This window comes from Candidatus Pelagibacter sp. PS_23, assembly GCF_059417905.1.
The window spans coordinates 1,011,729-1,033,235 of sequence record NZ_CM182071.1 but is presented as its reverse complement, the minus strand read 5'-3'; the positions used below and the strand labels follow the sequence as shown (position 1 = coordinate 1,033,235).

The 21,507-nt window shown below is 27.8% G+C and carries 23 protein-coding genes and 1 pseudogene; 6 read left to right on the top strand and 18 right to left on the bottom strand.

Features of this window, described 5'->3' with window-relative positions:
- Positions 1–6 precede the first annotated feature (6 nt).
- The 3 genes from AC5SLY_RS05495 to AC5SLY_RS05485 are packed head-to-tail and all read left to right on the top strand — an operon-like array spanning position 7 to position 2,522.
- The gene (locus AC5SLY_RS05495) at positions 7–660 is read left to right on the top strand and encodes an SURF1 family protein (RefSeq protein ID WP_011281492.1); all 654 of its coding nucleotides are present in this window, start codon (positions 7–9) and stop codon (positions 658–660) included.
- The gene (gene thrC, locus AC5SLY_RS05490; RefSeq protein WP_494598688.1) at positions 661–2,040 is read left to right on the top strand and encodes a threonine synthase; all 1,380 of its coding nucleotides are present in this window, start codon (positions 661–663) and stop codon (positions 2,038–2,040) included.
- Entirely contained in the window at positions 2,037–2,522 is a 486-nt protein-coding gene (locus AC5SLY_RS05485) for a peroxiredoxin (RefSeq protein ID WP_006997781.1), read from the top strand. The genes thrC and AC5SLY_RS05485 overlap by 4 nt, the downstream gene beginning before the upstream one ends.
- Here AC5SLY_RS05485 and rnhA read toward each other — a convergent pair.
- The 15 genes and pseudogenes from rnhA to AC5SLY_RS05410 all read right to left on the bottom strand — a co-directional run bounded on the left by rnhA (position 2,514) and on the right by AC5SLY_RS05410 (position 15,198).
- Positions 2,514–2,939, bottom strand: a complete 426-nt coding sequence (gene rnhA, locus AC5SLY_RS05480) for a ribonuclease HI (protein WP_011281491.1) — start codon at positions 2,937–2,939, stop codon at positions 2,514–2,516. The two genes, AC5SLY_RS05485 and rnhA, sit on opposite strands and share 9 nt — an antisense overlap.
- Positions 2,939–3,906, bottom strand: a pseudogene (locus AC5SLY_RS05475) (homoserine kinase). The gene rnhA and the pseudogene AC5SLY_RS05475 overlap by 1 nt, the downstream one beginning before the upstream one ends.
- Positions 3,907–4,851 (bottom strand): 4-hydroxy-3-methylbut-2-enyl diphosphate reductase, encoded by a 945-nt coding sequence (gene ispH, locus AC5SLY_RS05470; protein WP_494598687.1) that lies wholly within the window; start codon positions 4,849–4,851, stop codon positions 3,907–3,909.
- Complete coding sequence (locus AC5SLY_RS05465) at positions 4,841–5,779, bottom strand: Brp/Blh family beta-carotene 15,15'-dioxygenase (RefSeq protein WP_494598686.1); 939 nt, start codon at positions 5,777–5,779, stop codon at positions 4,841–4,843. The genes ispH and AC5SLY_RS05465 overlap by 11 nt, the downstream gene beginning before the upstream one ends.
- A complete protein-coding gene (locus AC5SLY_RS05460) occupies positions 5,769–6,845 on the bottom strand; it encodes a lycopene cyclase family protein (RefSeq protein ID WP_494598685.1) in 1,077 nt (358 codons plus the stop codon). Before AC5SLY_RS05460 ends, AC5SLY_RS05465 begins: the two co-directional genes overlap by 11 nt.
- Complete coding sequence (locus tag AC5SLY_RS05455; protein WP_494598684.1) at positions 6,832–7,683, bottom strand: phytoene/squalene synthase family protein; 852 nt, start codon at positions 7,681–7,683, stop codon at positions 6,832–6,834. The genes AC5SLY_RS05460 and AC5SLY_RS05455 overlap by 14 nt, the downstream gene beginning before the upstream one ends.
- Complete coding sequence (crtI, locus tag AC5SLY_RS05450; protein ID WP_494598683.1) at positions 7,683–9,140, bottom strand: phytoene desaturase family protein; 1,458 nt, start codon at positions 9,138–9,140, stop codon at positions 7,683–7,685. The genes AC5SLY_RS05455 and crtI overlap by 1 nt, the downstream gene beginning before the upstream one ends.
- Positions 9,141–9,179: 39 nt before the next feature.
- Positions 9,180–9,686 carry a F0F1 ATP synthase subunit B family protein gene (locus AC5SLY_RS05445; protein WP_006997789.1) on the bottom strand — a complete coding sequence of 169 codons (507 nt, stop codon included), beginning with the start codon at positions 9,684–9,686 and terminating at the stop codon, positions 9,180–9,182.
- Positions 9,667–10,206 carry a F0F1 ATP synthase subunit B family protein gene (locus AC5SLY_RS05440; protein ID WP_494598682.1) on the bottom strand — a complete coding sequence of 180 codons (540 nt, stop codon included), beginning with the start codon at positions 10,204–10,206 and terminating at the stop codon, positions 9,667–9,669. Before AC5SLY_RS05440 ends, AC5SLY_RS05445 begins: the two co-directional genes overlap by 20 nt.
- A gap of 56 nt (positions 10,207–10,262) precedes the next feature.
- Positions 10,263–10,490 carry a F0F1 ATP synthase subunit C gene (locus AC5SLY_RS05435; RefSeq protein WP_006997791.1) on the bottom strand — a complete coding sequence of 76 codons (228 nt, stop codon included), beginning with the start codon at positions 10,488–10,490 and terminating at the stop codon, positions 10,263–10,265.
- 19 nt (positions 10,491–10,509) lie between these two features.
- Positions 10,510–11,244, bottom strand: coding sequence for a F0F1 ATP synthase subunit A (locus AC5SLY_RS05430; protein WP_006997792.1), 735 nt, complete (start codon positions 11,242–11,244; stop codon positions 10,510–10,512).
- Positions 11,245–11,256: 12 nt separating this feature from the next.
- On the bottom strand, positions 11,257–11,532 hold the full coding sequence (locus AC5SLY_RS05425) for an AtpZ/AtpI family protein (RefSeq protein ID WP_006997793.1): 276 nt from the start codon (positions 11,530–11,532) through the stop codon (positions 11,257–11,259).
- Positions 11,533–11,540: 8 nt separating this feature from the next.
- Positions 11,541–14,114, bottom strand: a complete 2,574-nt coding sequence (locus AC5SLY_RS05420) for a chromosome segregation SMC family protein (RefSeq protein WP_494598681.1) — start codon at positions 14,112–14,114, stop codon at positions 11,541–11,543.
- Between the two features lie 8 nt (positions 14,115–14,122).
- Positions 14,123–14,713: a DsbA family protein gene (locus AC5SLY_RS05415; protein WP_494598680.1), complete on the bottom strand. Its 591-nt coding sequence runs from the start codon at positions 14,711–14,713 to the stop codon at positions 14,123–14,125.
- The gene (locus AC5SLY_RS05410) at positions 14,710–15,198 is read right to left on the bottom strand and encodes a DciA family protein (protein WP_018413539.1); all 489 of its coding nucleotides are present in this window, start codon (positions 15,196–15,198) and stop codon (positions 14,710–14,712) included. Before AC5SLY_RS05410 ends, AC5SLY_RS05415 begins: the two co-directional genes overlap by 4 nt.
- Between AC5SLY_RS05410 and AC5SLY_RS05405 the strand changes: the two genes are divergently transcribed.
- Together AC5SLY_RS05405 and AC5SLY_RS05400 are read left to right on the top strand one after the other, a co-directional pair.
- Positions 15,199–16,179, top strand: coding sequence for an A/G-specific adenine glycosylase (locus AC5SLY_RS05405; protein WP_494598679.1), 981 nt, complete (start codon positions 15,199–15,201; stop codon positions 16,177–16,179). It begins immediately after the preceding gene.
- Positions 16,179–17,330 carry an FAD-dependent monooxygenase gene (locus tag AC5SLY_RS05400; protein WP_494598678.1) on the top strand — a complete coding sequence of 384 codons (1,152 nt, stop codon included), beginning with the start codon at positions 16,179–16,181 and terminating at the stop codon, positions 17,328–17,330. Before AC5SLY_RS05405 ends, AC5SLY_RS05400 begins: the two co-directional genes overlap by 1 nt.
- Here AC5SLY_RS05400 and AC5SLY_RS05395 read toward each other — a convergent pair.
- The 3 genes from AC5SLY_RS05395 to AC5SLY_RS05385 form a co-directional block, all read right to left on the bottom strand.
- Positions 17,327–18,397 (bottom strand): site-specific DNA-methyltransferase, encoded by a 1,071-nt coding sequence (locus AC5SLY_RS05395; protein ID WP_006997799.1) that lies wholly within the window; start codon positions 18,395–18,397, stop codon positions 17,327–17,329. The two genes, AC5SLY_RS05400 and AC5SLY_RS05395, sit on opposite strands and share 4 nt — an antisense overlap.
- 121 nt (positions 18,398–18,518) lie before the next feature.
- The gene (rnhB, locus tag AC5SLY_RS05390) at positions 18,519–19,079 is read right to left on the bottom strand and encodes a ribonuclease HII (protein ID WP_020169716.1); all 561 of its coding nucleotides are present in this window, start codon (positions 19,077–19,079) and stop codon (positions 18,519–18,521) included.
- Positions 19,079–19,810: a uracil-DNA glycosylase gene (locus tag AC5SLY_RS05385; protein ID WP_494598677.1), complete on the bottom strand. Its 732-nt coding sequence runs from the start codon at positions 19,808–19,810 to the stop codon at positions 19,079–19,081. The genes rnhB and AC5SLY_RS05385 overlap by 1 nt, the downstream gene beginning before the upstream one ends.
- An 11-nt stretch (positions 19,811–19,821) precedes the next feature.
- Between AC5SLY_RS05385 and AC5SLY_RS05380 the strand changes: the two genes are divergently transcribed.
- A complete protein-coding gene (locus tag AC5SLY_RS05380) occupies positions 19,822–21,507 on the top strand; it encodes a tetratricopeptide repeat protein (RefSeq protein ID WP_494598676.1) in 1,686 nt (561 codons plus the stop codon).

Here is a 21,507-nt window from a genome sequence, read left to right as displayed (position 1 = left end):
TAGCTCTTGAGATATAAATTTTTATTTTCTATTTTTGTATTTTTCTTCATTTCTGTCTTTCTAGCATTAGGGAGTTGGCAAATTATTAGACTTAATTGGAAATTAGAATTAATTAATCAAATAGAGACATCTCTGAAAGACATACCTGTCAATTTATCAAACAGTAAACATAAAAATTATCTTAGAGTTAAAACTAGAGGATCAATTGATTTTGAAAAACAAATTTATCTTTATAACTTAAATGAAAAAGGGAAACCGGGCTTTGAAGTTATTAACCCATTAAAAGTTGGCAATAATAACTATTTATTAAATAGAGGCTGGATACCATTTAATAAAAAAGAAGATGAAACTATAAACGTAATAGATGAAAACTATATTAATGGAGTTTTGAGAAAACAAATCAAACCCAATATATTTAAGCCTGAAAACGATCTATCTGAAAATTACTGGTTTACATTAGATAGAGATGATATTTTTAAATTCACAGGTAAAAATTTTTCTCCTTATGTAATTTATCTTTCTGGAAATAATGAATTTCCTAAACCAAAATCAATTACAGCAAATATTTCAAATAATCATAAAAAATATGCATTAACTTGGTTTTCGTTAGCGATTTCAATTCTTTTAATATATTTATATTTGAGAAAAAAAAATTATTAGATGAAATATATAAGCACTAGAGATAACTCAAAAGAGTACAGTTTTGAGGAGGTATTTATCAAAGGACTAGCAGATGATGGTGGTCTATTTATCCCAAAAAAAATAAAAAAATACACTACTGAAGAATTAAACTCTTTAATTAATTTAAGCTATCAAGACTTAGCAAAAAAAATAATTTTCCCATTTATTGGTGATTTCATGACAGAAGCAGAGCTGTCATTAATTGTAGATAAGTCATATTCTTCATTTCGAAAAGATAACGTCGTAGATTTGATAAAAATTGGTGATGCTAAGATTTTAGAATTATTTCATGGTCCAACACTTGCTTTTAAGGATATAGCAATGCAGTTACTTGGTAATTTTTATGAATATTATCTAAGTAAAAATAGTAAACAAATTAATATTATAGTTGCAACATCAGGAGATACTGGTGCTGCTGCTATAGATGCAATTAAGGGTAAAGAGAATATAAATATATTTGTTCTACACCCACACAATAAAGTTTCACAGGTTCAGAGAAAAATAATGTCTACAGTTAAAGAAAAAAATGTATTTAATATTGCTATAAATGGTAATTTTGATGATTGTCAAAATTTAGTTAAGGCAATGTTTGCAGATAAAGAATTCTCTAATTCAATAAACATGTCTGGTGTAAATTCAATAAATTGGGCAAGAATTATTGCACAAGCTGTTTATTATTTTTATACATATTTTCAAATACGGGATGACAGGCTTGTTAATTTTTCAGTTCCAACTGGTAATTTTGGCGATGTTTATGCTGGTTATCTTTCTAAAAAAATGGGTCTACCAATAAATAAACTTATAGTAGCAACAAATCAAAATGATATTTTGCATAGAGCAATCACAAATGGAAAATATGAAGCTGAAACAGTGATTGAAACAAATTCGCCAAGTATGGATATTCAAATTGCAAGTAATTTTGAAAGATTAATTTATGATTTAAATGATTTTGATGATGTTGAAACTGGCAATGTTATGAAAAAAATTAAAGAAGAGGGAAAATATATTATTCCAAAAGATAAATTACAAAAAATTAGTAAAGATTTTCTTTCAGAAAATATGAGTGAAACTGAAGTTTTAAATATTATTAAAGATGTTCATAATAGATATAATGTTATATTAGACCCCCACAGTGCAATAGGCTTTGGTGCATTAAAAAAAATTAACATAGAAGGTAACAATATTGTTTTAGCAACAGCACACCCCTGTAAGTTTCCAGACGCAATTGATAAATCAATTGGTATCAAGTCAAGTCTTCCAAATGAATTACAATATATAATGAATGAAAAAGAAAATTATGATATAATTTCAAATAATATAAATGAAACTCAAAAATATATTAAGGAAAAATTACAATGAAATTAAAAGAGAACGATAACATACCAAATTCAGAATTTTTTATTATGGAAGATGGTAATCCTACTAAAAAAAATACGCATGAATTTTATAAGGATAAAAAAATTGTTCTTTTTGGTTTACCAGGAGCATATACATCCGTTTGTTCAGCTAAACACTTGCCTGGATACGTAAATAACTATGAAAAATATAAAGAAAAAGGCATAGATCACATCGTCTGTATTTCTGTAAATGATCCGTTTGTAATGGACTCTTGGGGGAAAAGCCAAAATGTAGAAAATAAAATTATAATGATGGCAGATCCTTTCTTAGAATTTACAAAAGCAATAGGTGCAGATGTAGATAAAAGTGCCAGAGGATTGGGAATTAGATCTAATAGATACACAATGTTAATTGATAATCTTAAAGTTATTAAATTACAAGAAGAGGAAGACGCTGGTGCTTGTGAAATTTCAGCAGCACAAAATTTTCTATCATTAGTTTAATTCAGCAGCTTTTTTTGCGAGTAAATCTACTTCTTCATTTAGGGCATTACCTGCATGTGCTTTAACCCAAATCCATTTTATTTCAAATTGATTTGTTAGCTCGTATAGTTGTATCCAAAGTTCTTTATTCTTAACAGGTTCTTTCTTTGAAGTTTGCCAATTATTTTTTATCCATTTATGCACCCATTCAGTAATTCCTAATCTTACATATTGTGAGTCGGTATAGATTTCAATTTGATCATTTTGTTTAATTTGTTTTAGAGCCATAATAGGAGCCATCAATTCCATTTTATTATTAGTAGTGTCTTTTACGCTCCCACTAATTTCTTTGACTTCACCATTTTGGTTTATAATTGCAGCCCAACCACCATTACCGGGGTTATTTAAACATGATCCATCTGTATAAATTTTAATCATTACTTATAATAATCTTTATAGTGACCAAGATTATTGTGAATAATTAATTTTTGTAGATATTCCATAGGGTCTTTTATTTTAATCAAAGCAGTTTTTGGAGTGTTAAAATAATCATATATCCTTGTTAAAAGATATCGTAACGCAGCGCCTCTACACATTACATTTAGTGCATCTTTTTCTTTTTTAGACAAAGTTCTTATACTTTCATATCCATTAATTAAGTTTTTAATCTTACTACTATTCATTACAAACTTATTTTTTTTTTATCGAAACATAAAGCATTAATGCAGATTGCAATTTCATATATCAAATAGTCATTAGATGAAAAATAAAAATCAATAAAACCTGAAAATTTATTTTTATTAAAAAAAATATTATCTATAAAAAGATCCCCATGAATAATTCCTTGAGGTAGATTCTTGGGCCATTTATTTTTGATATCTTTTAGACACAGGTTGAGCGTGTTTTTAAGATTAGGTGTAATTTGATTAGATTTAAATTTTATAGTTTTCAACAAACCATTAAGTCTATGTATTGACATAGAATTTTGCCTATATAATTTTAATTTTGCAGTAACTTTATGAAATTTTGCAATATTTTTTCCCACATCAAAACAATTTTTATTGTTAAGGATTGTTTTATCTTTGCCTTCTAAAAAAGTTACAATACAGGCTGATTTTGTTTTAATATTGGTTATATGTGTTCCTTTTTTAGTTCTTAAAGGTTTAGGACAAATAATTTTTTTATGATTTAACTTCTCCATTAAATTCATAAAAAAAGGTAGATCCTTTTTTTTAACCCGTTTTTCAAAAATTGTTAGAATAAATTTATTCTGTTTTGTTATTAACAAATAATTTGTATTTTCAATTCCTTTTTTTATACCTTTGAATTTTTCTATTTTATTAATTTGATAATTGTTAATTAATGATGAAATATCTTTTTTAATTAACTTCGTGTATACAGCCATTTAATTTAATTTTCCTGGAACTTTAAATACAATGTTTTCTTTTATGATCTCAACTATTTCGATTTTTACTTTAAATTTACTTTTAATTTCGTTTATAAAGTTTTCAACTAAAATCTCTGGTGCAGAAGCTCCAGAGGAAATACCAATAACTTTACAATTTTCTAATTTTTCAAATGGAATTTCACTATCGGAGTGTATCAGTTCAGAATGAGGACACCCTGATTGTTCAGCTACCTCAACTAGGCGAACAGAATTTGAAGAATTTCTACTTCCTAAAACAAAAAACATGTCACATTTTTTTGCTATATTTTTTACAGCAGATTGACGATTAGTAGTTGCATAACAAATATCCTCTTTAAATGGTTCTTTAATTTTAGGAAACTTTTTTTTTAAGGTTTTAATTATATTTTTTGTGTCATCAACTGAGAGCGTTGTCTGGGTAACATAAGCAATTTTTTTATTGTCATCTAGTTCATAAGTCTCAACATCATGTTCATCCTGAATTAAATCAATTGAGCCTTCAGGCAATTGCCCCATAGTTCCTATAACTTCGGGATGATTAATATGCCCTATAAGGACTATATGGTATCCAGCTTTATAAAGATTTTCTGCTTCTCTATGTACTTTGGATACAAGTGGACAGGTAGCATCTATATATTCCATTTTATAGCCATTTGCTTGTTGTGGTACTGACTTTGGAACACCATGAGCGGAAAATATTACAGGCCTACTTTTATCTTTAATCTCATCAAGTTCTTCTACAAATATTGCACCAATTGCCTTAAGACTATCCACAACATGTTTGTTATGGACTATTTCATGACGCACATAAACTGGAGCTCCATATTTTGTAATACTTTTTTTGACAATTTCTATAGCTCGCTCAACACCAGCGCAAAAGCCACGTGGTGCTGATAATAATATTTTAATTTCTTTATTTTTCATTTTTTTCTAGAAAGTATTCAAGCAATATATGTGGAAAGGTTAAGGACGCCAAACCAATAAATATAACTTTATATATTGCCTCGTTTACTAGGTAGTGATTTGAAAGATAATATAAGCTTAACAAATAGAAAATAGCAGTCAAAATCGTCAAGGGCGCAGCTTTTTTGATAAAAATTAATAGCCCATTTTTAAAATTATATTTATCTAATTCAGTAATTAATGAGAGAGAGTGCCTAAAAGAATGCAAAAAGCAAAAATATAATGTGAAGGCGACCAAAGGTGTAAAGAAGTAATTTAAAATTAAAATTGAAGTGAAGTCAAAAAATATTAATAAGTTAACTAGTTTAAAATCTTTTAAAAAAAAATAAATATTTGTGAGTAAGGAGATTAAAAAAATAAAAGAAATTATATAATTATTTTCTATAAAATTTAAAAATAAATAAAAACTTTCATTTTGTATTAATAATAATTTAAAAATATTGATTGTTTCAACAAAATGAAACATTAAGGGTGCAATAATAATTAATATTCCTTTCAGAAAATAAAGAATTATATCTATGTTAGATTTTTTAGTTATTAGAAATTCTGTATCTTCTTTACCAAAATGATAGGCAGCAACAACTAAAAAAATAATCAGTGATAAAGTTGGCGCAAGCAGCCAAATAATAATTATAGTAGCAGCAATTATTAAATAAATTAAGTAAAAATAATAAATATTATTAATATTATATAATTTTATCAGCCTTTTACCTTTTTGATTATCCAATGCACCATGTGAGATTCCAATTGATAGGATTAGTAATAGACAAATAATTGGAGATATAGACAGACTTTTAAATTGATCAAAAATAAGAGTAAGTGAAGTAGAAAAAAATAAAAAAATAATAGAATGAAAGAAATTAATTTTTTTAATTTGATTATTTATCATTTTTAAAAAATATTTTGATAAAAAGCCATTTAGGCATTTTAAGTATTATAAATAAATCTTGTAATAAAGTACTTTTATTAGACAAAAATTTAATAATTGTCTCAGGCGAATTGTTAAACATATCAAAAAATATATTTGCCATTTTTTCAGGATGGTAATTAAGAACTTTTAAAAATATTTTGTCCAAAAATTTATATTTTTTATTAATTTCATATCTTTTACTCTCTTTGATAGTGTGAATATTTTTTCTTATGTATTTGCTGTGCTCTTGTATATTTAAAAAGGTATAACCAGTACTCAATCTAGTCATTCCCCCAGCAGTACCAATGTTCATTTTATTTCTTTCATTAGAAATTGTGGGATGAAATAATGGGATTGCACCTACTTCGCTATAGGTAACCTTATAATCTTTAATATTAAGATGATTTCTTATATAATTTTTTAATTGTTCATCATAATCTTTTAAAGAATCATTTTTTATCTTAGATAACCATGTAGTTTCAATTAAAGCTTTATTTTTTGTATAAGGCAATGTGTAAAAAAAATGAACACTATCACGTTGATCACAATCAAAATCCATCAAATTAAAAATTTCATCATCAAATACGTTTTTTTTAGTTTCGATCTCAATACCTTTAAAATGTTGCCAGAGCTTATCCTCTTTAGAATCCAGTTGAGGAACGCTATTAAAAATAAAAGCACTATTTAGGTCTATTTCATTAGTATTTTTGTAAAAGCTAATATTTTTATTTTTTTTTAATCGTTCATTTATTTTTTCATAAAATAAACCACTATCTATAGCTTCATAAGGTAATCCGTTGCACTCTAAAAATTTGGTTTTTCCAGGTATATTTATTGAAAAATTATTCCAACTTTTCTGAACACAATCTTGAAAGTTATGATCTATGGTCTTCCAATAAGACCATGTCTTATCTCTTTTGTATTCTAATCGTGGCTCTACAATTGCTAAAGTTGCATCTTTTAGTTTGTTATGAAGGTCTAGCTCATACGCAAGTGACAATCCTGCACATCCACCTCCAATTATGATATAATCAAATTCTTTCATTTAAATCTATTTCTTCATTGATTAAAAGATGCTCTTTATTTCTAAGGTGGTTTTTTTCATTTATAAATATGAGTTTTATCAAGTCTAATATAGATAGAAATGTTTGGTACAACTTGCCTAAATTAGATACATAGATTTTTCCACTTCTATTATAATTATATATATTTTCTTTATGTAAAATTTTAGCACCAATTTTTCTATAAATTCTTCTAGCAACAAGTATTGCAAACCTAAACCTAAAAGGAATTTCTTTTATAGAGGCAAAGGAGCTTTCGTAAAACAAATCAGCCACACTTAATGTATTCTTTATAGTCTCGAAGTCATGATTAATATAAAATCTATTATTATTCATATCCTCAATTACATCTCTTGAAATATTTGTTAATTGCATTGCAATACCAAGATCTATTGCTGATTTCATGGAGTTTTTATTTTGTACACCTAAAATTTTTGCCATCATTAAGCCTACAGTACCAGCAACCCTATAAGAGTATATTAACAATTCTTTTTTTTTGTTAAATTTAACTACTTCATTTAAATCAGATTCAATACCATCAAACAAATCTTCAACAATCTTGATTGAAATTTTATTTTCCTCCATAAGGATCCACATATTTTTTATTATCAAATTATCAAAATTTTTATTTATAAAATCATTCTTAAAAATTAGTAAATTTTTCTTTTTAATATTTAGTTCATTCTTATCATCAGCAATATTATCTATTGTTCGACAAAAATCATAAAGAGATGAGCATTTTTCATAAATATTTTTTGGTAAAAAAAAACCTGCCCAGTTAAAAGACTTGGCATAAATAGATAAATAATTGTTTTTTGACATTATAATATTTTATCTAAAACCTTTGCTGAAGAGAGTACACCTGGAACCCCTGCACCGGGGTGCGTTCCTGCTCCAACAAAGTATAATCCATCATAAATTTCTGATTTATTATGAAATCTAAAATATGCAGATTGAGTAAATTTTGGCTGAATCGAAAAACCTGATCCAAATTTGGTATTCAATTCATTTTCAAAATAATCTGGCGTTAAGTAGAAATCTTCAATAATGTTTTTTCTAAGATTCGGTAGTAATGCTTTTTCCATTTTATCTATTACTAAATTCTTCATTTTTTCACCTTCAATTTTCCAATCAATTTTGGATTGATTGTTTGGGACGGGTACAAGAACATAAAAGCAATCATTTCCTTCAGGCGCCATTGATTTGTCTGTAGCTGATGGTCTATGAAGGTAATAGCTTATGTCATCATTTAATTTTTTATTATCAAAAATATCACACAGGTGTTCTTTATATTTATCACCAAATTTGATTGTGTGATGCTCAACATCTGGGTATGTTTTTTTTGTTCCAAAATAGTAAACAAATAGACCCATAGAATACTGCATTCGATTTTGTTTCCATTTAAATAGAGGGCTTGTTTTATTTAGACTTAGAAGTTTTTCATATACAGCAGGAGGATCAGCATTACATATTACATTATTTGAAAGTATTTCTTTTTGATTGTCTAATTTTACTCCACTAATTTTCCCATTATCAGAAATTATCTCAGTAACCTCATGTCCCTTGATTAATTCAATTTCTTGTTCAATCATTAATTTTTCTAAGCCACTGATTATGTTCCCAGTTCCACCCATTGAGTAATGTATGCCCCATTTTTTTTCGAGATATAGAATTAATCCGTATATTGATGTTGTAGTAAAGGGGTTTCCGCCAACTAATAGAGGATGCATACTTAGCATACGTCTTAATTTTTCATTTTTTATATATGAAGAAACTAATGAATAAACTGATTTATAGCTTTTAAGTTTTAGTAAAGAAGGCAATTGTTTCATCATCACAAGAGGTTTATCAAATGGAACATCAGCTAGTTCTGTGAAGCCTTTATCAAATATTTTTTTTGTAAATTTTACAAGTTGTTCATATCCTTTGACATCATCTTTGTTTATTTCTTCAATTTGTTTTTTCATTTGATCTTCATCACCAGAGTAATCAAATACACCTCCATCTTCATAAATAAATCTATACCAAATTTTTAAGGGAGTGAGTTTTATGTAATCTTGAGACTTCTTATTAAATAAAGTGAAAAGCTCTTCAATTAGATATGGCGCAGTAATTACTGTTGGACCAGCGTCAAAAGTAAAACCATTTTTTTTAAACACTCTAGCTCTTCCACCCAAGTCAGGGTGTTTTTCTATTAAAGTTACTTTATGATTTTTGGCTCTTAATCTTAATGCTGCAGCTATACCACCAAATCCAGAACCAATGACAATAGATTTCATTGGGTTAATTTATAGTTTTTTTAAAAAATTGTAAGGTAATTATGAGCTTATTTTTTTTAAAGCTATTTTTGTTTCTTCAAGGTTTTTTTCAAAAAGACCATCAAGTTTTGATTTATCAACAGATGTGTTAATAATTTTTTTAACAGAATCAACAGCAATTTTAATTGAAACATCTTTTATTTCTTTAAGTGCAGCTTCTTTCATTTGTGAAATTTTATTTTCTGCTAAGCTTTTTTTAATTTCTGAAGATTTATGAAATTTATCATTCATTTCGATTATAAGATGATCGCTATCTTTTTTGGCTTGTTGTAAAATATCATTGCTCACAGTTTGTGCGGTATCAAGTTTATTTTGAGCATTATCTAATAAAACCTTTGCCTCTTGTCTTAGTTTTTCACTTTCATCTATTTCATTTTTAATATCAAGGATAAGCTTATTTAAAAGTTCATTAATCTTTTGAGGTATTTTTAAATAAACTAAAGCTCCAATAAATATTAAAAAGGATATAGCTACCCAAAAAGTTGCATCAATTACCATAATATTCATCCATTTTTTTTCTTGAAAGATCTTCTACTATTGCAGAAATACTACTACTGTTAACTTCAGCTCCTATTAGTTCCTGCAGTAAGTCCGAAGAGGTCTCTACAGCAATTTTTTTGATTTTTTCTGGTGCATTATCTCTAAAAGTTTTTATCTCAATCTCAGCTTTATTAACTTCTTCATCAAGCTCTTTTTCCAGTATTTCCTTCTTTACACCAATATCTTTCAGTACTTTTTCTCTAGCTTGTTTAAAATAGTTTTTTGCTTCATTCTTGCTAGATTGTACTATCTTTTCGTATTCTTCAATTTTTTGTTCACTTTTTTCTCTTTGTTTTTCCGCAGCCTCAATATTTTCTAAAATTTGAGATTTTCTAGTTTCTAGATTGGCACTTATTTTTGGAAGTATAAGTTTAGATAAAACAACATATAAAATTCCAAAAGTAATAATTAACCAAAAAATTTGAGAAACCCAAAACTCTGGATTTAATTGAGGCATTCCACCGCTTTCAGCTGCAAAAGCTTCCATAAAAAACAGGAAGCTTAAAAATATCGACTGAAAAAATATTTTTTTAATCATTAAATTTAAAATGCAAATAAAATAATTAACGCTACAACTAATCCAAATAGGCCAGTTGCTTCAGCTAAAGCAAAACCTAATAAAAGATTAGGAAATTGTTTTTGAGCTGCAGATGGGTTCCTCATCGCGCCAGAAAGGTAATTACCAAAGATAATTCCGATCCCAACACCGGCACCCGCTAGAGCTATTGCTGCTAGTCCTGCTCCGATCATTTTTGCTGCTTCTAATTCCATTATATCCTCCTTATGTTAGTTAATGGTGTAAATTTAATGCATCATTCAAGTAGATGCAGGTTAAGATTGCGAAAACATATGCTTGAAGAAAAGCAACTAGTATTTCCAAGCCAGTTAATGCAACCGAAAAACTCAGTGGAAGCCATCCACCAACTATTCCAAGGCTTATTACAAAGCCTCCGAAAACTTTCATCATTGTATGACCAGCCATCATGTTTGCAAATAAACGAACTGAAAGACTAACTGGTCTACTTAAGTAAGAAATTATTTCTATAACAACTATTAGTGGTAATAGTACAGCAGGTACTCCGCTAGGTACAAATAGTTTTAAATATCCTAATCCATGTTTCATAAATCCAATAATTGTTACACCCACAAAAATAAATGAAGCCAAGATAAAAGTAACAATGATATGGCTAGTTACTGTAAAGGCATAAGGGATCATCCCAAACATGTTACAGAATAGCACAAACATAAATATTGAGAAGATAAACGCAAAGTAAGGTTTTGCTTTTGATCCTGCGGTATCACTAATCATTTTGGAAACAAAAGTGTAACTTAATTCAGAAAGAAGTTGCATCTTGCTTGGTAGTAAAGAATTTTTTTTTGACCCTAAATTAAAAATTAGTAAGATTGCAAGAGAACTAATCACCATAAACAAGCTTGCATTTGTGAAAGAAATATCTATTGCGCCTAATTTAATTTCTGGTCCAATTCTATAAACTTCGAATTGGTTCATTGGGTTTGTAGCCATAATTTTTTAAGTCTATTTTTGCATATTTTTTGCAGATCTGAATACGTTTATAATTCCAGCAACAACACCTACAAAAAAAAATATTAATATTAACCAGGGCTTAGTACCAAAGGTCTTGTCTAAAATAAACCCTATAATTGTCCCAACTGCTACTGCGGACACTAATTCTGTACTTAATTTAAAGGCAGTTCCAATAGAAGAGGGTGCCTCTTCATTTTTATACAGATTTTTCTTAGAAAGCTTATTTTTTGCAATCTCCAAGCGAGTTTTAAGGCTATCTTTTGGCATTCAAATTATTAAGCAACCATGCTCTCTGCTTTTTGTAAATCAACAGCAACAAGTTGGCTAATACCTTTTTCAGGCATTGTAACTCCATAAAGTCTATTCATTTTTGACATAGTTAGAGCATGGTGAGTTACGATAATAAATTTAGTTTCAGTTATTTTAGTTAAATCATCAAGAAGTCCACAAAATCTTGTTACGTTAGCATCATCTAGTGGAGCATCAACCTCATCTAAAACACAGATTGGAGATGGGTTAGTAAGGAACACTGCAAAAATAAGAGACAAGGCTGTTAAAGCTTGTTCACCACCAGATAATAAAGTTATAGACTGAAGTCTTTTACCAGGAGGACTTACCAGCATTTCTAAACCAGCTTCAAGTGGGTCATCAGAATCTACTAACTCTAGTTTTGCATTTCCACCGTTAAATAGTTTTGTATAAACTTCATTAAATTTTCTATTAACTTTTTCAAAAGCTTCTAATAGTCTTTCTCTTCCTTTTTGATTTAATTCATTAATACTTTCTTTTAATTTTATAATAGCAGATACAAGATCTTCTCTATCTTGTTCCATCTTTTTAATTTCTATTTCATATTTACTGGTTTCTTCATCGGCTCTAAGGTTAACAGATCCTAATTTTTCTCTTTCTCTTTTTTTCTCATCAAGAGCATCTTCTTGTGCAACAGAGTCAGGTAGCTCTTCAACACCATTTAAATTAGAATTTTCTAGAATATCATTTTCTTCAAGATTAAGTTCAGAACTAACTCTTTCTAATAGATCTTCTTTTCTTTTTTTTAAACCTTCGATAGTTGCTCCTGAGCTTGCTTTTCTTTCTCTTATTTGAATAGATCTTTCTTGAACGTCATTTAACTCAAGTCTTAAAGAGTTTATCTTTTTATCTGTTTCTTCAATTATTTTTTCATTTTCAATTTTTTCATTTTGTGAAATTCTTAGACCCTCAGTAATTTGTCCTTTTCTTTCTGCTTGGGCTTTGGGTTGTTGATCACGCTCATTTAACTGTGATAGTAATTTATTTTTTCTTTCAGTTAGCTCAGAAACCATTTTTTCAGAATTAGAGAGTAAGTTTTTCCAACTTTCAACTTCTGATTCTATAGCTTTAATTCTTTCATTTCTTTTTACAGACTCTTTTTTTATTGATTGATTTTTACTAAAACTATCAGCATATTTTTCTTGCAATAATTTTATATTTTCATTTTTTTCATTAATATTAGAAAGCTTTTTCTTACTCTCTTCATCTTCAAGATTATCTAAAAAACCATCTATTTCAATTTGACATCTATCAAGTAAAGTAAGCGCTTGATTAATTTCATTGTTATTAATCAATTCTTTAGCTCTGGTGATTGTATTTTTAACATTTTTAATTGGCCCAATAGCAATATTTATATTTCCTTCAGCAAAAATATTAATAATTTCATCAACAGATTTTTGTTCATCTTTTAATAGGTTTTTTGCCTTCTCAAGATCTTCGTTTGATAATTTTTCTGTTTCAAAATATTTAGAATCTATTTCTATTAATTCAGCTTTCTCTTCTTTTAGGCGTCTTTCATTTGAGTTAGCATCAATTACAATCCCCTTTTCTCTGTCTATATCTTCCTCGATAGTTTTTAGGGATTTTTTAATATTTTCAATTTCATCTTGAGTTCTAACATTTTCTTCATCTAAATTTTGTAGCTCTAAATTTAATCTTTGAATTTTGGATAGATTTTCTATATTTTTTTCTCTTAAGGGAGAAACTTTATCTGTTTCAGTTTTAATTAAATTTTCAAATTGAGCAATCTGTTGATTGAAGTTACTTACCTCTCCTTCAGCTTCATTGTTAATTTCATTTTCTATTCTAATCTCATTATCAATGTCTAATAATTTTAAATAATATAGCCCTGCTTCAATTTTTTTTATTTCTTCAGATATAAGTTTATATTTCGTTGCCTCTTCAGCTTGTTTCTGAAGGTTTGCTAATTGTTTTTCTTGTTGTCTTCTTAATTCATCAGCTCTTTTTAAGTTTGTCTCTGCAGCATTTAATCTAAGTTCAGCCTCATGCCTTCTCACATGTAACCCTGAAATATTAGCTGCTTCCTCCAAGATTGCACGCCTGTCAGTAGGCTTAGCAGTTACTAAAGCTCCAATTCGTCCCTGACTAATCATTGATGGTGAATGAGCACCCGTAGATAAATCTGCAAAAAACATTTGAGCGTCTCTAGCTCTAACTTCTTTGTCATTTATATAAAATTTTGAACCCTTATCTTTTTCAATCTTTCTTCTAACTTCAATATGATCTAAATCTTTATATTGCATTGGACCATCATGACTTGCATTATCTACACTAATAGAAACCTCTGCTATATTTTTAGAAGATTTATTAGATGTGCCATTAAAGATAACATCTTCCATACCTGAACCACGCATACTCTTAGCTGAGGTTTCACCCATAACCCATCTTAAGGATTCCACAATATTAGATTTCCCACAACCGTTTGGACCAACGATGCCGGTTAAGCCATGCTCTATAAGAAAATTTGTTTTTTCAGCAAATGATTTAAATCCGTTTAATTGGATTTTTTTAAACTCCATGGACTAACTTATATCAGTTTTTCCAGATATTTTTTTAAATTCTTATAATTTAGGGCTTTATCAAACTTTTTATCATTAATTATTATCGTAGGAGTAGCATTAACTTCAAATTTTTTTACTCCCTCGATTCGATCATTTAAAATGTAATCTTCTATAGCTTTATTACTTAAGCATTTATCAAAATCTACGTTCACATTCTCACCTTCTAAGAATTTTTTCAAATAACCTGTTGCTTCCTCTGGTGTTTTTCCTCTGGCCCATTTTTTTTGGCCAGAGTACAAAGTATTCATAATGCTTGAACTGCCATCGTTATTACATTGTGCAATTTTTGAGGCATTAAATGCAGCCAAATCTAATGGAAAATGTCTAAATTCTATTTTTACCAATCCTTGATCAATGAAGTCTTTCTTAAGTTCTGGATACACATCTTTATGAAAATTTGCGCAGTAACCACAAGTCAATGACTCGTAAGCAATTATTGTTATTTTAGCGCTTTCTTCTCCTTCAGTAATTCTTTTGACTATTTCATTTTCTGCAGCAAGCGCTTTAGTGGAGAAGATTAAAAATATTATAAATAATGTTGAGGTGAATTTTTTCATCGTTGTTTAAATAGTTTTGTTAATTCAAGTAATGATTTTTTAATTTTATCATTCTTAATACTATTTATCCTATCTGCATATTTAATATTTGTCACATGATTTTCATTAGTGTCTAATTTTTTGAACTTTGTTTGGGCGTCATCAAAGCTTATGAATTTCAATTTCTCAACAACGGCATAGCCAAAAAAACTATTCATTTTATCCATTATTACTTTTTTAGAATATTCTAAATCAATCTCATGTCCTCTCTTTACCATTATTTGAAGAGTGCTTACTCCAAATTTATTCGAATTTTTAAAGGATTTGGGATAGCATATTTGAAAAAGATCATCTCCAACTATGTACTTCCAGTTATTAAGTGTTTCAGAAAATATATGACCCTTTTTTTTGATTATTTTTTTAATGTTTTTTGGCAAAGTGTCTTTAAAAGACCTTAAGCCTTGAATAGTTTTAAACCTCTGCTTAGTATTATTTTTAAATTGCATATGACCAAATCCATACTAACAAATAAAATTCTTTATTGGTACGATAATAATAAAAGATCACTCCCATGGAGAAAAAAGCTATCACAAGTTAAGCGAGAATATTACACATTAGTAAGTGAATTTATGTTGCAGCAAACACAGGTTGCAACTGTAATTCCGTATTTCAATAATTTTATAAAAGATATTCCTGATATTAAATCTCTATCAAAAATTAAGGAACATAAACTTTTAAAGTATTGGGAAGGCCTTGGTTATTATTCAAGAGTACGAAACTTAAAAAAGACTGCACAAATATTAGAAAAAAATTTTAATAGAAGGTTGCCAAGCACGATTGAAGAATTAAAATTATTACCTGGAATAGGTGACTACACTTCTAACGCAATAATGGCAATTGCCTTTAACAAGCCATTTATTCCCTTAGATGGAAATATTGAAAGAGTAATTAAAAGATTATTAAATTTAAAATTACCCAAAGAAATTACAAAAGATAATCTTGTTAAGAGTAAAAAAATATTAGGTAATTCAACTAGAGCAAGTGATTATGCGCAAGCGCTAATGGAGTTAGGTGCATTGATTTGTCGACCTAAAAATCCCCTATGTTACCAATGCCCTTTGATTAAAAATTGTAAGTCTTTTAAAAAAAAAGATTTTGAAACAATAAAAGAAAGAAAAAAAAAGATTGATAAATTTTATTTGTTAGAAGTTTATAGAAAGAATAATAAATTTTTACTAATAAAAAATACTAAATTTAATTTTTTAAAGAATTTACAAATATTTCCCATGAAGCAAATATCCAAACCTGATAATTTAGCAAAAGCTTTAAATTTCAAGATATCAAATATGAATATGAATGTAATAATCAAGTTTTCCAAGTTAAAGGGTGAAATTTCTAACTCTTCTTGGATTGATAGCTCTAAGCTTGAAGATTATACTTTGCCAACATTTACTAAAAAAATTTTTAATTATCTAAAAAATATTTAATGAAAAATATAGCAATAATAGGAGCCGGTATTTCAGGTCTGTATATTGCAAATCTTTTAAGTCAAAACTCTAATTATCAAGTGACAATTTATGAGAAAAATGCTTCTGTTAATTTGGAAAAAGGATATGGAATTCAACTTTCAGTTAATAGCATCAAACTGTTAAATCAAATAAATTTTCAAAAAATCAGGATAGAAGATAAATTTCACCCCAATAAACTAGATTTTTATTCTTTAAAAAATAATAAAAAAATATGTGATTTAGATATATCCATGTTTAACAGGACTGATACAAAATATACTACCTTACAGCGCTCTACTTTAATTAAATTCTTAAAAGATGGACTTCATGAAAATATTATTCATTATAATAAAAAAGTTATAAAAATTAATGAAGAAGCAGAAAGTAAAGAAGTTTCTTTTGAGGATGGTTTATCTGTTAAATGTGATTACTTAATTATCTCCGATGGAACTTTTTCAAAAACAAAATCATTAATTGCCAATAAAGAAACTAAGCCAAAGTATTTTAACTCTATTGCCTTAAGAGCAACAATTGACCAGGATGCCCTTAAGGGCATTAACCCAGAGAATATATCTTTGTTTTTAGGGTCTAATTTACACTCAGTTCTTTATCCAGTTAATAGCAAAGGACAGTTTAATTTTATTACCATTTTTAGAAAAAAACTTAGCACTAAAGAGTTATCTGATTATTCTTTATTTGAGAACAAAGATTTTGTTGCATCTATTATATCTGAAATATCAAAGCAAGTACCCACCGAAACAATGAACAATCTAAAAAGTATTAAATGTTTTCCAATATTTGTGAGTTCTGATGTCAATGAACCAAAAAATAAAGATACTTTTATCATTGGAGATGCCTTTTTTGCTTTACCCCCAACCTTTGCTCAAGGCGCCTCTCAATCAATAGAGGTTGCCAATGAACTTTATAAAAATTTAGAAAATGAAAACACTCAATTTAACTCTGAAAGAGTTAAAAGAGTAAGGATGATTGATATGAAATCAAAACTTAATTATTTTGCTTTTCATTTATCTAATCCATTAATAATTTGGATTAGAAACTTAGTAATAAAAAAATTAGTTAAAAATGAAAAATTTATTAACAGTTATCTTGGTAAAATTTATAAAGACTAATTTTTAGAAATTAATCTTTGTCTTAAATTATCAATTGGCACAGAAACGCCATTCACTGTACAATGCCAGTAAGTCCATCCATTACAGCTTTCAGAACCAAGTATTGTTGCTGCAACTTTATGAATTGATCCTTCAGCTTGATTATGCTTGATACTTCCATCTGCCATAATCTTAGCAACTATTTTTTTCTTTTGATCAAAAATACTTGTTCCAGGCTTTATTATTCCAAGCTCTACTAGTGATCCAAAAGGTATTCTAGGCTTAGATCGATTATTTTTTAAAGTGTCTAAGAAATTATCCTCTAAAGGTTTTGTATTTTTTAACCTTTCTTCTGCTGCTTTAAAATAAGTCTTCTCTTTCTCTATACCATAATATTTTCTACCTAATTTTTTTGCAACCGTTGCAGTTGTTCCAGATCCTAAGAATGGGTCTAGAATTAAATCGTCCTTGTTTGATGATGCCAATAAAACTCTATGTAATAAAGATTCTGGTTTTTGAGTAGAGTGAACTTTTTTACCATTTTTTTTAAGTCTTTCTGCACCATTACAAATAGGTAAATTCCAATTAGATCTCATTTGAAGATCGTCATTTAAACATTTCAAAGATTGATAGTTAAAAGTATATTTTGACTTCTCACTTTTAGAAGCCCAAATTAAAGTTTCATGAGCGTTTGTAAACCTTGTTCCTCTGAAATTAGGCATTGGGTTATTCTTATTCCAGATAACATCATTTAAAATCCAAAAACCTAAATTTTGTATTGCAGTGCCTACTCTAAAAATATTATGATAACTTCCTATGACCCAGATGGCCCCATCTTTTTTTAATATTCTTCTACATTCAGAAAGCCAAGCAACCGTAAAGTCATCATATTTTTTAAAGCTTTCAAACTGATCCCATTTGTCATTAACAGCACTGACTTTACTTCTGTCTGGTCTAGTAAGTGAATTTTTTAATTGTAAATTGTATGGCGGATCAGCGAAAACAAGATCAAAAGTTTCACTTGGAATTTTTTTTAATTCCTCAAGACTGTCACCATTAATAATCTTATTTTTAAAATTGTTTTCCATTTTGTATAAAACAATTAGACTCCAAACAGATTCTACGGTCAACCTGTGATTGAATTAAATAGATTCAATTTGTGTTTATTATTTCTTAAACAACCAGATCTTGTGTTGTTATCACTAGGATTTATAGAAGATCACTAATAGGTGAAAATGTTTTACGGTGATATTTGGTAATACCAAATTGCTTAATTGCGTTTAAATGTTCTTTGGTTCCATAACCAGAGTTTGTATCCCATCCATAATTATTAAACTCTTTTGAAAGTTTTGTAATAAATTTATCTCTACTAACCTTTGCAATAATTGATGCAGCAGAAATGCTTGGAATTTTTTGATCTCCTTTAATTACATATTTTAATTTATAGTTTTTAAGATCAGGCAGTTTGTTGCCATCAATTAAAACAAGTGAAGGTTTTGTTTTTAATTTAAGAATAGCTCTTTTCATTGCAAGTAAACTTGCCTGCAATATATTAATTTTTTCAATTTCTTTAGTCGATGCCTGGCCTATAGCCCATATAGAATTTTTTTTAATATATTTTTCAAGCTCTTCTCTTTTGTCCTTTGTTAGAGTTTTTGAATCTTTCAATAATTTTTTATCAATAGAATTATTTAATATGATAGCTGCTGCATAAACAGGCCCGATTAAACTTCCTCTGCCAACTTCATCAACACCTGCTAAAATTTTCATTAAATGGATAGTTTTAGATCTAAGATTTTTTGTTTAATCTTTTTTAAGTCATCCCATGAATGTTTTTTATTTTCAGGAGCTCTTAAAAGATAAGAGGGATTAAAAGTTATGATAACGTTGTAACTTGTATTTTTGATAATTACTTCCTTCCATTTTCCTCGCTCAATAGAAATTTTACTATTTAAACCTGTTAAAGATTCCATAGCAGTACTACCCATAAGAATTATTATTTTAGGATTTATTATTGAAATATGTTTTTGTAAAAATTGGGAATATCTTTTAATTTCTGTAGAATTTGGTTTTCGATCCTCAGGAGGTCTAAAGTTTACAGCATAAGTTGCGTAAATATTTTGTTTTTTAATGTTTATTGCAATCAGCATTTTTTTTAAAAGATCTCCTACTTCACCCATAAAAGTTAATCCGCCGTTATCTTCTTCAATGCCTGGGGCTTCACCAATTATCATTATTGAGCTATTAATATTCCCATCTCCTAAAATTATTTTTTTTGAATTATTCTTTAAGTTACAATCACTAATTGAGTTTATTTGTTCTTTAAGATTCTCAAGCTCTTTAACTTTATCTATTTTTTGAATACTCAGATCTTTTTTTAAATCATTACTAGTATTTTTTAGTCTATTGATTGGTTTTTCATCAAAAATAAAGTCAGATCCAGTAGAGTTTAAGAACTCAGAGTCAAAATTCGTTTTTTGATTTATTACTTTTTTAGACATAGAATGGCCAAATGTTGGTAAAGTTTTTTAAATTCTTTTTAATATTAATACTTTATCAGAGTCCATTATACTCAAAAAATACCAGTTTAAATGATTTTAATGCAAGGTATTTGTCTAATTATTTTTCAGGAATTGTAGCTTATGAAAATCTAGATAATACAGAAGCTTTAAAATTTTTTAATTCATCAAAAATATTAATAAAACAGCATGATGCCTATCTTGAGAGGTATGTATTTTCCTTAGTACTTGATGGCAAAGTTAAGAAAGCAATTAATCAAGTTAAACAGAACTCAACAAAAAACAACTCTGACTTTTTTCAGGCTAATCTGTTGCTGGCAGTTGATAGTTTAAAGAAAAAAAACTTTAAAAAAAGTAAAGTTTATATTGATAGATCATATGAATTTATTAACAATGATAGACTTTCATTAATCATTGCAGAAACCTTCAAGCAATATTTATCAGTTTTTGAAGAAAAAAAATTAGTGAAACAAACTAATACGTTTGGAAATTTTTCATTTATTAACGAAGTTTTTCAAAGATGTTATTTAAATGATAAAGATACAGAGAGATATTTTAATACATTAATTAATTCACAAAACGATGCTGATTATTCAAGGTATGTATTTTTTTTGATCAGTTATTTAATCAAGAAAGATAATTACGATAAGGCAAAAAAAGTTACTAATAATTTTGATTATTTAAATTCATCAGTATTAATTTCTCAAGGTAAAAAATGGATAGAAGATAAAAACTTAGATAATTTTCAAGAAATTTTTTCATGTACAAATTCGAATGACATTGTTAGTGAACTATTTTTTCTAATAGCAAATCTCTATTCCTCTCAGAATGATTATGAGAAATCAAATTTTTATTTAAATATAGCTAACTATTTAAATCCTAAATTTATTTTCAATTTGTCTTTATTAGCTGAAAATTATTATTTGAGTGATGATTATTCCAATACATTAAAAACTCTTGAAGCATTTGATAAAAAGCATGAATTTTATTATTGGTTTAAGTTAAAAAAAGAGTCTCAAATTATTTTAAAAAAAAATAATAAAGAAGCATCTCTAAAATTTATCAATGAAAAATTTAAAGAAATTAAAAACCCAAATAAAAAAATTATATTTGATATTGCAAATATGCATAAAAATGCAAAAAAATATATTGAAGCAATAAATTTTTATGATCAAATACTTTTAAAAATGAACGCTAATTCTGACTTATACGCTGAAATATTATATCGGCGTGGAGGAAGTTACGAGAGATCTGGAGATTATGTAAAAGCAGATAAAGATTTATTAAAGTCTCTAGAAGCCAACCCAGATGATGCTTATGTTTTAAATTATTTAGCTTACTCATGGTTGGAAAGAGAGCATAAAATTGATACTGCTCTTAAAATGCTTGAAAAAGCTTATGAAGCCAGAAGTAACGATCCATACATTATTGATTCAATCGGTTGGGCATATTACTTAGTTGACGAATATGAAAAGGCAGAAAATTTTCTTAAAAGAGCAGTTGAATTAATGCCTCAGGATCCAGTAGTTAATGATCATTACGGTGATATTCTTTGGCAGCTTGATAGAAAAATTCAAGCAAGATATTTTTGGCAAGCTGTTTTAAATTTAGATGAGACTGAAGATGCCATGAAAAAAATTATTAAAAATAAATTATTAGAGGGATTAAAAAATTCCTAA